Annotated in this window: 14 protein-coding genes; 2 read left to right on the top strand and 12 right to left on the bottom strand. The window is 64.2% G+C overall.

Going from position 1 to position 15,260, the window contains the following annotated elements; translation table 11 throughout:
- Nucleotides 1–93: 93 nt before the first annotated feature.
- Nucleotides 94–894 carry an enoyl-ACP reductase FabI gene (fabI, locus tag AB7245_RS00345; protein WP_231143732.1) on the top strand — a complete coding sequence of 267 codons (801 nt, stop codon included), beginning with the start codon at nucleotides 94–96 and terminating at the stop codon, nucleotides 892–894.
- Between the two features lie 106 nt (nucleotides 895–1,000).
- Here fabI and AB7245_RS00340 read toward each other — a convergent pair whose 3' ends face one another.
- The 6 genes from AB7245_RS00340 to AB7245_RS00315 all read right to left on the bottom strand — a co-directional run bounded on the left by AB7245_RS00340 (nucleotide 1,001) and on the right by AB7245_RS00315 (nucleotide 4,923).
- Nucleotides 1,001–1,597 (bottom strand): glutathione S-transferase family protein, encoded by a 597-nt coding sequence (locus AB7245_RS00340; protein ID WP_063980146.1) that lies wholly within the window; start codon nucleotides 1,595–1,597, stop codon nucleotides 1,001–1,003.
- Nucleotides 1,598–1,713: 116 nt separating this feature from the next.
- Nucleotides 1,714–2,517, bottom strand: coding sequence for a hypothetical protein (locus AB7245_RS00335; protein WP_063980145.1), 804 nt, complete (start codon nucleotides 2,515–2,517; stop codon nucleotides 1,714–1,716).
- A 19-nt stretch (nucleotides 2,518–2,536) separates the two neighbouring features.
- The gene (locus AB7245_RS00330; RefSeq protein ID WP_439033816.1) at nucleotides 2,537–2,710 is read right to left on the bottom strand and encodes a hypothetical protein; all 174 of its coding nucleotides are present in this window, start codon (nucleotides 2,708–2,710) and stop codon (nucleotides 2,537–2,539) included.
- Nucleotides 2,694–3,365, bottom strand: a complete 672-nt coding sequence (locus AB7245_RS00325) for a hypothetical protein (RefSeq protein ID WP_439033815.1) — start codon at nucleotides 3,363–3,365, stop codon at nucleotides 2,694–2,696. Before AB7245_RS00325 ends, AB7245_RS00330 begins: the two co-directional genes overlap by 17 nt.
- Before the next feature lie 90 nt (nucleotides 3,366–3,455).
- Complete coding sequence (locus AB7245_RS00320) at nucleotides 3,456–3,920, bottom strand: GNAT family N-acetyltransferase (protein ID WP_063980144.1); 465 nt, start codon at nucleotides 3,918–3,920, stop codon at nucleotides 3,456–3,458.
- A gap of 76 nt (nucleotides 3,921–3,996) precedes the next feature.
- A complete protein-coding gene (locus tag AB7245_RS00315; protein WP_028150571.1) occupies nucleotides 3,997–4,923 on the bottom strand; it encodes a hydrogen peroxide-inducible genes activator in 927 nt (308 codons plus the stop codon).
- 114 nt (nucleotides 4,924–5,037) lie between these two features.
- Between AB7245_RS00315 and katG the strand changes: the two genes are divergently transcribed.
- Complete coding sequence (katG, locus tag AB7245_RS00310) at nucleotides 5,038–7,203, top strand: catalase/peroxidase HPI (RefSeq protein ID WP_439033814.1); 2,166 nt, start codon at nucleotides 5,038–5,040, stop codon at nucleotides 7,201–7,203.
- 76 nt (nucleotides 7,204–7,279) lie between these two features.
- On the opposite strand, the gene pnp is transcribed toward katG, so the two are convergent.
- The 6 genes from pnp to AB7245_RS00280 form a co-directional block, all read right to left on the bottom strand.
- Nucleotides 7,280–9,436, bottom strand: a complete 2,157-nt coding sequence (gene pnp, locus AB7245_RS00305) for a polyribonucleotide nucleotidyltransferase (protein WP_231143729.1) — start codon at nucleotides 9,434–9,436, stop codon at nucleotides 7,280–7,282.
- Nucleotides 9,437–9,811: 375 nt separating this feature from the next.
- On the bottom strand, nucleotides 9,812–10,081 hold the full coding sequence (rpsO, locus tag AB7245_RS00300) for a 30S ribosomal protein S15 (RefSeq protein ID WP_008131787.1): 270 nt from the start codon (nucleotides 10,079–10,081) through the stop codon (nucleotides 9,812–9,814).
- Nucleotides 10,082–10,083: 2 nt separating this feature from the next.
- Nucleotides 10,084–11,202, bottom strand: a complete 1,119-nt coding sequence (gene truB, locus AB7245_RS00295; RefSeq protein ID WP_063980141.1) for a tRNA pseudouridine(55) synthase TruB — start codon at nucleotides 11,200–11,202, stop codon at nucleotides 10,084–10,086.
- Entirely contained in the window at nucleotides 11,199–11,630 is a 432-nt protein-coding gene (gene rbfA, locus AB7245_RS00290; protein ID WP_063980140.1) for a 30S ribosome-binding factor RbfA, read from the bottom strand. Before rbfA ends, truB begins: the two co-directional genes overlap by 4 nt.
- 156 nt (nucleotides 11,631–11,786) lie before the next feature.
- Nucleotides 11,787–14,495 (bottom strand): translation initiation factor IF-2, encoded by a 2,709-nt coding sequence (gene infB / locus AB7245_RS00285; RefSeq protein ID WP_063980139.1) that lies wholly within the window; start codon nucleotides 14,493–14,495, stop codon nucleotides 11,787–11,789.
- Between the two features lie 72 nt (nucleotides 14,496–14,567).
- A complete protein-coding gene (locus AB7245_RS00280; protein ID WP_063980138.1) occupies nucleotides 14,568–15,251 on the bottom strand; it encodes an RNA-binding protein in 684 nt (227 codons plus the stop codon).
- Nucleotides 15,252–15,260: the final 9 nt, after the last annotated feature.

The raw sequence follows: 15,260 nt of genomic DNA, 5'->3' as shown, positions 1-15,260 counted from the left end.
CCGCGGCATCTCGGCCTATAACTGCTGTCTCTGGAATACTGGATCGCCCGCCTGCGCGGGCGATGACGTCGGAATGATGGGAGCCGCTGGGCAATGGAAGGACTGATGAAAGGCAAGCGCGGTCTGATCATGGGCATCGCCAATGATCATTCGATCGCCTGGGGCATGGCGAAGGCGCTGCATGCCCACGGTGCCGAGCTTGCCTTCACCTTCCAGGGCGAGGCACTGGGCAAGCGCGTCAAGCCGTTGGCGGAGCAGCTCGGCGTGGAATTGGTGCTGCCTTGCGACGTCGAGGACATTGCCAGCGTTGATGCGACCTTCGCCGTGCTGCGCGAGAAATGGGGCAAGCTCGATTTCGTCATCCACGCCATCGGCTTTGCCGACAAGAACGAGCTGAAGGGCCGCTACGCCGACACCAGCCGCGAGAACTTTTCGCGCACCATGGTGATCTCCTGCTTCTCGTTCACGGAGGTGGCAAAGCGTGCCGCCGAGCTGATGACGGAGGGCGGCAGCATGATCACGCTGACCTTCGGCGCCTCGGAGCGCGCGATGCCGAACTACAACGTGATGGGCGTCGCCAAGGCGGCGCTGGAGGCCTCCGTGCGCTACCTCGCCTCCGATTTCGGACCGCGCGGCATCCGCGTCAACGCCATCTCCGCAGGCCCCATCCGTACGCTCGCCGGCTCGGGCATCGGCGAGGCGCGTGCGATGTTCGGCTTCATGCAAAAACATTCGCCGCTCCGCCGCGGCGTCACGCTCGACGAGCTCGGCGGCTCGGCGCTGTATCTGTTGTCGGATCTCTCCGGCGGCGTGACCGGCGAGATCCACTATGTCGATTCCGGCTACAACATCGTCCTGATGCCAAGGCCGGACGATCTGAAGGCGTCAGAGTGATTTCGTAGGGTGGGCAAAGGCGCAGAGCGCCGTGCCCACCATCTCTCCATGACCGCAGAAAGACGTGGTGGGCACGCTCCGCTTTGCCCACCCTACGAGAGTTGGTTTATCCCGCGGCGATCTGCTCTGCACGCTGGAACGCCGGCCGCGCCATGCAGCGCGCGAGATAGGCATCGAACGCCGGGCGGGACGGCACCATCTTGAACAGGCGCACCGCAAAATTCAGGCCGGAGCCGACCGTGATGTCGGCGGCGGAAAATTCCTCGCCGAGGATCCACGGTCCCTTCGCGAGCGCAGCTTCCAGCACGTCGAACACCTGCGTGGCGCTGCCCCAGGCCGCCGTCGAGGTCGGGATCTCGATCTTGGTGAAGATCTGGATGATGGCAGGCTCGATGCAGCCAGGCGAAAAGAACAGCCATTGCAAATAGCGCGCACGACGCGGATCGGTTACCGCGGGCGCGAGCTTCGCTTCGGGGTAGCGGTCGGCGATGTAGGCGCAGATCGCGGCGGCCTCGCCGAGCGCGGCATCGCCGTCGGCGAGCGCCGGCACCTTGCCCATCGGATTGACCTTGAGGAAATCCGGCGCCTTCTGCGCGCCGGTCGAGATGTCGGTCAGCACGCGCTCATAGGGCAGGCCGCTCTCTTCCATCAGCCAGAGCGTCGTGAACGAGCGCGAGCGGGGTGACCAATAGAGCTTGATCATGGCGAGAACTTTCCATTGGCGTAACGGCGGGCGAGGGCAGATTCATTGCGTGTTTGCGCCCGATGCGCAACGCACTATGCCTAGATGGATGCGCCGTTCTGCGAGCGATATCTTGGTCAACGTGACGGCGACGGACGTTGCAGCAGGGCCGGCAGCGTCTTGTCGAGACTCTTCGTCAGCATCGTGCGTACCCCGTCGCGCAGCACCGGGTTGTTGACTGCGTCCGCCGGCTTCTCCGGAAACATCGCGCGATCCAGCTCGCTTGACGGACCGCCGAGCGGATTGTGCAGCAAGCGCTCTACATACGTGTCCTCGGTCATCAAGGCGGGTGCCTCCTTGATCAACGCGAAGGTGGTACCGTCATAGACCCGGATGTACATCATCGCGAAGAGATGGACTGGCCCACCGTAAGGGTATTGTGAGATACCGATGCCGGATTCCCGATGCGTTCCGTGATTCCGGTGGACGACGATGTAGCGCTCACACCGCAGTTTGGGCGCGAGGAAGCGAACGAAGTTTCCGATGTCGGTCGCTGCGCTGTAAAAAAACGGATGCTGCTTTTCGCGACCACCGGACTTGAGCTCTTCGACGGTGTAGGGGATTCTCTTCACGGAACTGCCGGCCGCAGCGGCGCGAACGCGCGAGACGACGAGGTCGTCGAGTGCCCACGCCGCAATCGAGACCCGCGCACGTTTGTCCATGAACGTGAAAGGCCCAAACTTCTCGACCACGAATAGGTCACCGCCGACCGGTATCACGCCGATTTGGCACGGGCCGCTTTCAACCGGTCCGCTTGGCTTGACGCCTGCCGGTTTCCTGATCGCGGGCTTGACCACTTCCGGCTTTGGCGCCGGTTGCACCTGCCCGCCTGTCGGCGACAGCAGCGCGTATGATACCAATGCGCCGGCAAGCAGATTCATCGTCGTACGCCAACGCGCCTTATTGCGCGAAATACGGCGGCAAGATCTTGTCCAGCCGTTTGGTCAGAAAGTCGCGGGTGGTGTCGCGCAGGGCGGTGTTGTTGGCGGAGTCCGCGGCCGTCTCCGGAAACATGGACTTGTCCACCTTCTGCAAAAGCTCGTTCGAAACGAAGTTGTCAGCCATATGCTTCATGACACCTTCGAACGTTACGGCGGGGCCTTTCATGATTTCGAAGGTGCGGCCGTCGACCCACGTCACGCCGATTAGGAGAAGACATATGCATATGAGATGAGACCGACACCCCGGCTGAAGATGCCGACGCCGCTGAGCGACTGATTGGTCCCGTCAAGCTGTCCTTCGCTGCGCATGACGACGAGATAGCGTTCGCAACCAGCAGTGGCGCGACCTGCCGGATCAGGTTCGACAGCTCCTCGCGCTGATTGCGAAACAGGCCGGATTTGGGGTGGTAGCAGGAATCGAGTGCACCCTTGGCATAAGTGATCCGTCGCACCGGCGTGTTGCCTGCTGCGGCCCGCACCCGCGCAAAGACAAGATCGTCAAGGCCCCAGGATACCGGGACTTCGGCATAGTCGTTGCCGAACACGGTCAAACCGATCTTCTGGACGACGAAGATGTCCCCGGTCCCCGCAATCACGCCGGCGCCGCAAGGACCGGCAGTCGCCGACTCCGCAGGCTTCGGCGTCGCCTTCGCCGTCGCTTTCTTGGCTGTCGGCTTTGCCGATGGTGCGGTCTGAGCGGCGGGAGCGGTGGTTGCGGGAGGGGTTTGCGCTGCTGCCGAAGTCAGGAAGGACAGCAGGATGAGCACCGGGGCAGCAAGTCGAAACATGGATTCCAAGGATCAGAGGCGGGAGGTCATCGGACGCGCCACACTAGGGTGGGATCGCGACAACCGCAAGCTGCACCCGGAGGTCGCCGTCTATTCGGTGGGCCGCTGCCGCTTCCACCGATAATACTTCATCACGAACCCATTCGACGGCTCGATCTCTTCCTTCTCGAACACAAAGCCTTCGCGTTCGTACCAGCGCCAGGCTTTTTCGTTCTCGCGCACGCAGCGCAGGTGCATCTCGTCGGGCATTTCCGTGCGGGTGAAGGCGAGCAATTGCCGTCCGAGCGATTGCCCCTGGTAGGCGGGCCCGACGAAAAGCATGTCGAGATAGAGTTTTGGCAGATGCAGCGCCAGCATGGCGGCGATCGTGCCGTTGTCGTCGGCGACGAACAGGCTCCAGCCGTTCTCGATCTCGCGCCTGATGCGTGCGCGCAGATTTGCCAGCAGGAACTCGCTCGCCTCGGCGAGGCCGGTCGAGGCCCAGCTTTCCATCCAGACGCGGCCGATCTCGTCATATTCGTCGGTGCGCGCGGGACGGATGACGGGATCAGACATTGGTGCTCTCAGTTCGATCTGCCGCCTTGCGCCGGGGCTCGCTTGAATGATCCCGGCTATTCAGGAAAATTCCCGCCTACCCACGTTGGCCGCGCGTGGCTTGCCGCGGGCGCGCCTTGCCGGCCGACAGGCACACCACCTCGGAGATCTGCAGCAGCTGCCGCGCCAGCGGGCTGGTCTTGCGCCAGACCATGCCGATGGTGCGCGAGGGCTCGGGATCGCGGAAGCGCGACAGCGAGACCGAGGCCGATCGCGTCTCCACCGACACCGCCATTTCCGGGATCAAGGTGACGCCGATTCCGGCGCTGACCATCTGGACCAGCGTCGACAGCGAATTCGCATCCAGCATCTCGCGCGGCGGCGCCGATTGCATGTTGCAGAACGACAGCGCCTGATCGCGGAAGCAGTGCCCTTCTTCAAGCAGCAGCAGCCGCATCTCGCGCATCATCTCGCGCGATGGCACCGGTGTGCCTTCGTCGGAGCCCGGCCGCACCAGCAGGAATTTTTCGTCGAACAGCGCGACTTCGGTGAGCGAAGGCTCGGACACCGGCAGTGCGACGATGGCCGTGTCGAGCCGGCCTTCGACCAGTTCCTGGATCAGCCGCGGCGTCATCGTCTCGCGCACGCGGATGTCGAGCTCCGGATGCATGCGCGTGAGATTCTTGGTGATCTTCGGCAGCAGATAGGGCGCGATCGTCGGGATCATGCCGATCCGCAGCCGGCCCGCAAACCGGTCCTGCGAGGCGCGCGCGAAATCGCCAAGCTCATCGACCGAGCGCAGGATGTCGCGGACGCGCGGTGCGAGCTCCTCGCCGAACCGGGTCAGCGCCACCTGCCGGGCGCTGCGCTCCAGCAGCAGGCCGCCAAGCGCCTCCTCCAGTTCCTTGATCTGCATCGACAGGGCCGGCTGGGAGATCGAGCTTGCCTCCGCCGCGCGGCCGAAATGGCCGTGACGCGCCAGCGCGTCGAAATATCTGAGCTGGCGCATCGTCACGTTGGCCATCAGAAAATCCTATCGCAGCGATCATTAAAGTCAACTTCCCCTGATCGAATGCGAAGCCTAGAGTAATTCTACCTGGTCAAAGGCGCGAGTTCGACGCCACCAGAGGAGGTATTCATGGATGACACTTCGAAGTGCCCGTTTTCGGGCGGAAAACCCACGCGCGTGAACCGCGACTGGTGGCCGACCCAGCTCAGCATCGAGATGCTGCACAAGAATTCGACCCTGTCCGACCCGATGGGCAAGGAGTTCGACTATGCCAAGGAGTTCAAGTCGCTCGACCTGAATGCCGTCATCAAGGACCTGACGGCTCTGATGACGGACTCGCAGGAATGGTGGCCTGCCGATTTCGGCCACTATGGCGGCCTCATGATCCGCATGGCCTGGCACAGCGCGGGCACCTATCGCACCACGGACGGCCGCGGTGGCGCCGGTGCCGGTCAGCAGCGTTTCGCACCGCTGAACAGCTGGCCTGACAACGCCAATCTCGACAAGGCGCGCCGTCTGCTCTGGCCGATCAAGCAGAAATACGGCCGCAAGATCTCCTGGGCCGATCTGATGGTGCTCGCCGGCAACGTCGCGCTGGAATCGATGGGCTTCAAGACCTTCGGCTTCGCCGGCGGCCGCGCCGACGTGTGGGAGCCGGAAGAGCTCTATTGGGGTCCTGAAGGCACGTGGCTGGGCGACGAGCGCTACAGCGGCGAACGCCAGCTCGCCGAGCCGCTCGGCGCGGTGCAGATGGGCCTGATCTACGTCAATCCGGAAGGCCCGAACGGCAAGCCTGACCCGGTCGCCGCGGCCAAGGACATCCGCGAGACGTTCGCCCGCATGGCGATGAACGACGAGGAAACCGTCGCGCTGATCGCCGGCGGCCACACCTTCGGCAAGACCCACGGCGCGGGCGATCCGTCGCTGGTCGGTCCGGAGCCGGAAGCGGGCGCGCTCGAGGATCAGGGCCTCGGCTGGAAGAGCAAGTACGCTTCCGGCCTGGCGGGCGATTCCATCACCAGCGGTATCGAGGTGACATGGACGACGACGCCGACGAAGTGGAGCAACAACTTCTTCGAGAACCTGCTCAAGTACGAATGGGAGCTGACGAAGAGCCCGGGCGGTGCGAATCAGTGGACGGCTAAGGGTGCCGACGCGATCATTCCTGATGCCTTCGACAAGTCGAAGAAGCACCGGCCGACGATGCTGACGACCGACCTCTCGCTGCGTCTCGATCCGGCCTACGAGAAGATCTCGCGTCGCTTCTTCGAAAACCCGGATCAGTTCGCGGACGCCTTTGCCCGCGCCTGGTTCAAGCTCACCCACCGCGATATGGGTCCGATCCAGCGCTATCTCGGCCCGCTGGTGCCGAAGGAAACGCTGATCTGGCAGGATCCGATTCCGAAGGTGAACCACGAGCTGGTCGGCGACCAGGACATCGCTGCGCTGAAGACCAAGATACTGGCTTCGGGCCTCTCGGTCTCCGAGCTGGTCTCGACCGCCTGGGCGTCGGCTTCGACGTTCCGCGGCTCCGACAAGCGCGGCGGCGCCAACGGCGCGCGCATCCGTCTGGCCCCGCAGAAGGATTGGGAGGTGAACCAGCCGGCTCAACTCTCCAAGGTTCTCGGCAAGCTCGAAGCGATCCAGAAGGACTTCAACGCATCGGCAGGTGCGAAGAAGGTCTCGCTCGCCGACCTCATCGTCCTCGGCGGTTCTGCCGCGGTCGAGAAGGCCGCGAAGGATGCCGGCGTTGACGTGAAGCTTGGCTTCACGCCGGGCCGCATGGATGCTTCGCAGGAGCAGACCGACGCGGAATCCTTCGCCCCGCTGGAGCCGCGGGCCGATGGCTTCCGCAACTACGTCGGCAAGAAGCATCAGTTCCTGCAGCAGGAGGAAGCTCTTGTCGATCGCGCGCAGCTGCTGAAGCTGTCCGGTCCCGAGCTGACCGCGCTCGTCGGCGGTCTGCGTGTGCTCGGCGCCAATGCGGGCGGTTCGAAGCACGGCGTCTTGACCTCGAAGGTCGGAACGCTGAGCAACGACTTCTTCATCAACCTGCTCGACATGAGCGCGCAGTGGACGCCGGCGGCTGACGGCACCTACGAGGCCCGCGACCGCAAGACCAACGCGGTGAAGTGGACCGGCACGCGCGCCGACCTGATCTTCGGTGCGCACTCGCAGCTCCGCGCCTTCGCCGAGGTCTATGCCTCGTCGGACGCCAAGCAGCAGTTCGTGCAGGACTTCGCCAAGGCCTGGACCAAGGTGATGAACCTCGACCGGTACGACCTCGCGGCCTGATCCCCGGGCTTAAGCAAGCGACAAACAAAAAGGGCGGCCGCGAGGCCGCCCTTCGTGTTTCTGATGTGCGGATCGATTACTCGCCGGCGGCTTCGCGCGGGGTCTTCTCGCCGTCGCCGCCCTTGCCTTCGAGGTCTTCGCCGGTGGTCTGGTCGACCACCTTCATCGACAGCCGGGTCTTGCCGCGGTCGTCGAAGCCGAGCAGCTTGACCTTGACCTTGTCGCCTTCCTTGACGACGTCGGAGGTCTTCTGCACGCGCGCCGAAGCGAGCTGGCTGATGTGGACGAGGCCGTCCTTGGAACCGAAGAAGTTCACGAAGGCGCCGAACTCCATCACCTTGACGACGGTGCCGTCATAGATCTGGCCGACTTCCGGATCGGAGGCGATCGACTTGATCCACTTGATCGCGGCCTTCATCGCCTCGCCATCGGAGGAGGCGACCTTCACGGTGCCGTCGTCCTCGATGTTGACTTTGGCGCCGGTCTTCTCGACGATCTCGCGGATCACCTTGCCGCCGGTGCCGATCACTTCGCGGATCTTGTCGGTGGCGATCTTGAAGGTCTCGATGCGCGGCGCGTACTCGCCGAGCTCGGCGCGGGCGTTGGTGAGCGCCTTGGCCATTTCACCGAGGATGTGGATACGGCCATCCTTGGCCTGACCGAGCGCCACCTTCATGATCTCTTCGGTGATGCCCTCGATCTTGATGTCCATCTGGAGCGAGGTGATGCCTTGCTCGGTACCGGCGACCTTGAAGTCCATGTCGCCGAGATGGTCCTCGTCACCGAGGATGTCCGAGAGCACCGCGAAGCGCTTGTCCTCGAGGATCAGGCCCATCGCGATACCCGCGGTCGGCCGCTTCAACGGCACGCCGGCATCCATCAGCGCCAGCGAAGCGCCGCAGACCGAAGCCATCGAGGACGAGCCGTTCGACTCGGTGATCTCCGACACCACGCGCGTGGTGTAGGGGAACTCGTGATGCGGCGGCAGCACCGGGTGGATCGCGCGCCAGGCCAGCTTGCCGTGGCCGATCTCGCGGCGCTTGGTGCCGCCGAGGCGACCGGTCTCACCGACCGAATAGGGAGGGAAGTTGTAGTGCAGCAGGAACGTCTCTTTGTACGTTCCGGACAGCGCGTCGATATACTGCTCGTCCTCGCCGGTGCCGAGCGTGGTCACGACCAGCGCCTGGGTTTCGCCGCGGGTGAACAGCGCCGAGCCGTGGGCGCGGGGCAGCACGCCGACTTCGGCGATGATGTTGCGCACGGTCTTGCTATCGCGGCCGTCGATGCGCTTGCCGGTGTCGAGAATGTTCCAGCGAACGATCTTGGCTTCCAGCTCCTTGAACACGCCGGAGACGCGCAGCTTGTCGTATTTCGGCTCCTGCCCTTCGGGGAAGTAATGGGCGATCACCTTTTCCTTGACCTTGCCGACCGCGGCGTAGCGATCCTGCTTGACCGGAATGGCGTAGGCGGCGCGCAGCTCCTGCTCGACGAGGCCGAGCATTTCCTTCTCGAGCGCCGAATTGTCGATCACCGTGACTTCGCGCGGTTCCTTGGCGGCCTTCTCGGCGAGCTCGATGATGGCGTTAATCACCGGCTGGAAGTGGCGGTGACCGAACATCACGGCGCCGAGCATGATGTCCTCGTTGAGCTCCTTGGCTTCCGATTCCACCATCAGCACGGCGTCGGCCGTGCCGGCGACGACGAGGTCGAGCTGGGTGTCGACCATCTCGTCGAGCGTCGGGTTGAGAATGAACTCGTCATTGGCGAAGCCGACGCGCGCTGCGCCGATCGGGCCCTTGAAGGGCGCGCCGGACAGGGTCAGCGCAGCCGATGAGGCCACCAGCGCCACGATATCGGGATCGTTCTCCATGTCGTGCGACAGCACGGTGACGATCACCTGGGTCTCGTTGCGCCAGCCGTCGACGAACAGCGGACGGATCGGACGGTCGATCAGGCGGGAGACCAGCGTCTCCTTCTCGGTCGGACGACCCTCGCGCTTGAAATAGCCGCCGGGAATGCGGCCGGCTGCGTAGGTCTTCTCCTGGTAGTCGACCGTCAGCGGCAGGAAGTCGACGCCTTCGCGCGGCGCCTTCGCCGCGACGACGGTGGCGAGCACCACGGTCTCGCCATAGGTGGCGACGACGGCACCGTCGGCCTGACGCGCGATCTTGCCGGTTTCAAGCTTGAGAGGGCGTCCACCCCAGTCGATCTCGACTGAATGCTTATTGAACATAGATGTCTTCTTTCATGGGTTCTCGAAAGAAGGACGGCCCGAAAAACAAAAACCATGCGCAAGATTGCGGGACGTTGATCGAAGCGGGCGATCAGCGTCCTGCGATCCTGCCATGGTTTTCGGATTTCGGATGGCGTCCATCCTTTCGGGTCATACGGGCGCCTTGCCCGTTGTGCCCAGCCGCCGGATTGCTGCTGGACTGTCAGTCGGCACGAACGCGAACACCGGATTGCGGTCCTCGCCCATCGTGCCCGGGTGCTAGCCGTCAACGGCTCGCACCCGACGCGCACGCAGCCTCGATCAAAAACCTTTAAACAAACGCTTTCGCTCGAAACCGCGCACGAAAACGCGCGCCAGTGGCGCGCGCAGGAACACTTAACGACGAATGTTGTGCTTCTCGAGCAGCGCCTTGTAACGCGCCTCGTCCCTCTTCTTGAGGTAGTCGAGCAGCGAGCGGCGGGTCGAAACCAGCTTCAAGAGGCCGCGACGCGAATGGTTGTCCTTCACGTGGGTCTTGAAATGGTTGGTGAGGTTGTTGATGCGTTCCGACAGGATCGCGACCTGAACCTCCGGCGAGCCGGTGTCGCCGGCCTTGTTGGCATTCGTCTTGATGACTTCCGCTTTGCGTTCTGCGGCAATCGACATCGTCAATTTCTCTCGTTGCGACCGGTGCTGGCAGTCAGACCGGTCAGGTTGAACACACGCTTGGGGATGATTTCGCCGTTGCCGACTTCAGCAAGCGCCAATAGACGGCCTGCCACCGTGACATAGACTGTGCCGCTACTAGTGGGCGCATCCCGTCCGCGCAATAAAACGGCCTGGCCCCGATGGAGCCTTGCCGCATCAGCCCGAGTGACGGCCAGTGCCGGGATGTCGTCCAGCGCGGTCTCAACGGGCATAAGCGCGTCGGCGAGGCTGCCCTCGCCGGACGCGGCTCTATCGCATAAAGCCTCCAACTGATCCAGCGGAATCATGTCGTTCTCGTCAAATGGGCCGACCAGGGTCCGCCGCAGCGCGCAGATGTGGCCGTAAGTGCCGAGAATCCGGCCCATATCGCGGGCCAGCGCCCGGACATAGGTGCCCTTGCCGCACTCCGCCTCGAACACTGCCCGGTCGCTATCCGGTTGATCCACAAGGGTTAAATGATGAATTTCGACGGGACGGGGGGCCAGTTCCACAACCTCGCCGTCGCGGGCGAGGTCGTAGGCGCGCTCGCCCTGGACCTTGATCGCGGAATAGCGCGGCGGGATCTGCTCGATCACCCCGGTGAAGCGGGGCAGCAGGGCCAGGATGGCCTCCTGGGTCGGGCGCTGGTCGGAGGTCGCGGTGACCCGGCCCTCGATATCATCGGTGTCGCGCTCCTCGCCCCAGCACACGGTGAACTGGTAGCGCTTGCGGCCGTCCATCACGAAGGGAACGGTCTTGGTGGCCTCGCCGAGCGCAATCGGCAGGCCGCCGGAGGCGAGCGGGTCGAGCGTGCCGGCGTGTCCCGCGCGCTTGGCGTTGAACAGGCGCTTGAGCACGGCGACGGCTTGCGTCGAGGTCATGCCGATCGGCTTGTCGAGCACGACCCAGCCATGGACGTCGCGGCGGTCGCGGCGCGGCTGGTTGCCCTTCTGCTTGTTGGCGCGGGGATCGTTGTTGACGCGGCGCGGCTCCTGATGCGGCTGCGAATCGCCGCCGAGATCCGCAAAATTATTTTTCTGCACGTCGCGCTGATCGGTCTCTTCGCCGCCGATCGTGCCGTGAGCCGGGTCCATCGTCATCGCTCTTCTTCCCGATCCGAATCCGGATCCTGTTCCAGGTCCTTCTGCACCGCAGGTGTTCGCAAAAGCTTCTCGATCCGTTCCGCTTCGTCGAATCGTTCGTCGACGCGGAAACGAAGGTCAGGTGCAAATTTCAGGTTAACGCGCCGCGCGACTTCGCCGCGCAGGAATTTCTTGTTGCGCTCGAGCGCAGCGATGATGACCTCGGTGTCGCGGCCACCGAGCGGCATCACGTAAACCGTTGCGAGCTTCAGGTCGGGCGACATCCGAACCTCCGGCACCGTGATGATGTGACCTTCGAGGTCCACATCATGCACATTGCCTTGCGCCAGAATCTCGGCCATCGCGTGGCGAACCTGCTCGCCGACACGCAACTGGCGTTGCGAGCCGCCCGGCGCGGAACTTTTCTTCTGATGGTGGCGGGGCATGGTTGAAAATCACCTCGTCGTGCCCGCGTTTGGGACACGAGCATTGTCATTTGTCCTGTTGAAACGAATGCGGCGCGGATGGCCGGAATAAATCCGGCCATCGCACTCCCGCAATTTCAGCTCAAAAAGATCCGGGCGCTTCGGTAAGATTTGGACTTACAGGGAGCGCTGGATCGTCTCCACGCGATAACACTCGATCACGTCACCGGCACGCATGTCGTGGTAGTTCTCGAAGGCCATGCCGCACTCCTGACCGGACTGGACTTCCTTCACTTCGTCCTTGAAGCGCTTCAGCGTCGACAGCTTGCCTTCGTGCACGACGACGTTGTCGCGGATCAGGCGCACATTGGCGCCGCGTTCCACGGTGCCGTCGGTGACGCGGCAGCCGGCAACCTTGCCGACCTTGGAGATGTTGAAGATCTCCAGGATCGCGGCATTGCCCAGCATGGTTTCACGCAGGGTCGGCGCGAGCAGGCCGCTCATCGCCTTCTTCACGTCGTCCACGAGGTCGTAGATGATGTTGTAGTAGCGGATCTCGATGCCGTTGCGCTTGGCGGCCGCAGCCGCCTCCTTGTTGGCACGAACCGAGAAGCCGATGATCGCGGCGTTGAAGCCTTCCGCGAGCGTCACGTCCGATTCCGAGATGCCGCCGACGCCGGCATGCAGGATGCGGGCTGCGACTTCATCGGTGCCGAGCTTCTCCAGCGAGCCGAGGATCGCTTCCAGCGAGCCTTGCACGTCGGCCTTGATGATCAGCGGGAATTCCTTGCGGCCCGCCGTCTTCAATTGCGACATCATCTGCTCGAGCGAGCCGCGCATGCCGGAGATCGAGGCAGCCGCGTTCTCGCGCTTCTGGTGCGCGCGATAGCTGGTGACCTGGCGGGCGCGGGCTTCGTTCTCGACCACCGCGAGACGATCGCCGGCCTCCGGCGGACCGTTGAAGCCGAGCACCTCGACCGGAACCGAAGGACCGGCCTCATGCACCGTCTCGCCCTGATCCGAGATCAGCGCGCGGACGCGGCCCATCTCGGCGCCGGCGACAATGATGTCACCGACACGAAGCGTGCCGCGCTGGACCAGCACGGTCGCGACCGGGCCACGGCCGCGATCGAGCTTGGCTTCGATCACGGTGCCTTCGGCCGGACGCTCCGAATTGGTCTTCAGGTCGAGGATGTCGGCCTGGAGCGCGATCATCTCGAGCAGCTTGTCGAGATTGGTCTTGTTCTTGGCTGACACTTCGACGTCGACGACTTCGCCGCCGAAGGATTCGACCTGCACCTCGTGCTGGAGCAGCTCGGTGCGCACGCGCTCGGGCTTCGCATCGGGCTTGTCGATCTTGTTGATGGCAACGATGATCGGGACCCGCGCCGCCTTGGCGTGGTTGATGGCTTCGATCGTCTGCGGCATGACGCCGTCATCGGCAGCAACCACCAGCACGACGATGTCGGTCACCTTGGCGCCGCGGGCGCGCATCGCGGTGAACGCGGCGTGGCCGGGCGTGTCGATGAAGGTGATCTTCTTGCCGCTTTCGGGCGACAGCACCTGATAGGCGCCGATATGCTGGGTGATGCCGCCGGCTTCGCCGGAGACGACGTTGGCATGGCGGAGCGCGTCGAGCAGCGAGGTCTTGCCGTGGTCGACGTGACCCATCACGGTCACGACGGGCGAACGCGTCTCGGTGTCGGTGGAATCGTCGGTGGCGTCGAACAGGCCTTCTTCAACGTCGGACGCGGCAACGCGCTTGACGGTGTGACCAAGCTCTTCGGCGATCAGCTGCGCAGTGTCGGCGTCGATCACGTCGGTGATCTTGTGAATCGCGCCCTGCTTCATCAGCATGCGGATGATTTCCACCGCGCGCTCGGCCATGCGGTTGGCGAGCTCCTGGATGGTGATCGCTTCCGGAATGACCACCTCGCGGATGAGCTTTTCCTTCGGCTCGTTCGCGGCATGGCCCTTCAGGCGCTGAGTGCGGCGGCGGAACGAGGCGATCGAGCGCTCGCGCACGTCGTCGGCATTGAATGCGGTCACGACCGTCAGGCGACCGCGCTCCTTCTGCGGGCCGGGTTTGTGGGTGGGCTTGGGGGCTACCACAGGACGCGCGGCGCCGCCGGGACCGCGACGGATCTGGCGCGGACCATCGTCCTCGTCCGGTCCGGCTGCGACCGCGGGAGCGCGACCCAACGGGCCGCCTCCCGGCCTCGCGGTGGTCGTTCCAGGGCGCGCGGTGGTTGTTCCCGGGCGTGCCGTGGTCGTGGTGGTGCCGGGGCGTGCTGCGGGCGCGCCAGGACGTGGCGTGGGAGCGGCCGGGGCGGCAGTTGCAGGGCGCGCGGCTGACGCCGGCTGTTCGCCTTCGCCAAAACGCTTCTTGGCCTCGGTTTCGGCCTTGCGCTTGGCTTCCTCTTCGTGGCGGTGGCGCTCATCCTCGGCCTTGCGGCGGGCCTCGGCGGCTTCGCGCTCGACGCGTTCGGCGGCTTCGCGGACAGCGCGGCGCTGGGCTTCGTCTTCGGCCTGGCGGCGCTCTTCGACTTCGCGCACCTTGGCGTCGGCCAGCGCGCTGGCGCGGGCGGAACGTTCGTCCTCGGTCAGCGTGCGCAGCACCACGCCGGAGCCGGCGTTGCGCGGCGGAGCCGGGCGTGCCGGAGCGGGAGCAGGCGCGGCCGGTGCCGGCTTTGCAACAACCGCGGGAGCTTGCGGTTCGGGGCTGCCGTCGACGCGGCGCTTGCCGCGCTTCTCGACCACGACCTGCTTGCTGCGGCCATGGCTGAAGCTCTGACGCACAGTGCCCGTTTCGACGCGCGGCTTGAGCGATAGCGTCTTGCTCGGAACGCTCAGCTTCTTGTCGTCAGGGGTCTTGGTATCAACCATTCAGCAGTCCTAATCCTGATCTTTGTTAACGTTGTGCGTTGCCGCACCGTCCTATCGGGTCGTCGTTGTCTCTCAGAAATCCTGGCCGGGCTTTTCGGCAGTCTTGTCATCGTCCGCCATCCGGTATCGGACCAGCATCTGGCTACGTGACAGGAATGACTTGCTCGCCGGGCCCGCGAGCAGGGCAGCATGTATCACATTTGACCGGGTAAGTGCCAAATCCAATTCTATCGATTTCAACGCAGTGACGACGGGAATCTGCGGCTTGGCGCCGCGATTCCCGTCATTTTGACGTGCCAGCATGTCCAATTTGCGGATTCCGTCCGCGGCCCCGTCGCTGGCATGGATCAGGACCTCGGCCGTGCCTTCCCGCAGGGCGCTTTCGACCTTGCCGAAGCCGGCCACAATCTGGCCCGCCTTGGCGGCAATCCCAAGGGCTTCCGTCACACTCCGAACCAGGAGCGCCTCGATGTCGGCGGGAAGCGTCTGGGGAGTGCGCAGCTCGCGCTTGAAGGCTTTGCTAAATTGGTGACGCCGCACGGCTTCCGCAACCACCTCGCGCGAGGCGGTGACCCACATGCCGCGTCCGGGCAGCTTGCGCTTGAGATCGGGAACTATGTCGCCTTGCGGCGAAATGACGAAGCGGATCAGCTCGTCGATCGGCCGGACCTCGCGACTGACCGCGCACATCCGCATGGTCGCGGACCTTTCGGTCCGCGGTCCATGGTCGAGATCGTGGTCAGTATCTGCGAGCATCCGGGCGAC

The sequence above is a fragment of the Bradyrhizobium sp. 604_D8_N2_3 genome (assembly GCF_051810765.1).
GTDB lineage: Bacteria > Pseudomonadota > Alphaproteobacteria > Rhizobiales > Xanthobacteraceae > Bradyrhizobium > Bradyrhizobium barranii.
This window is presented reverse-complemented; position numbering and strand designations above follow the sequence as displayed.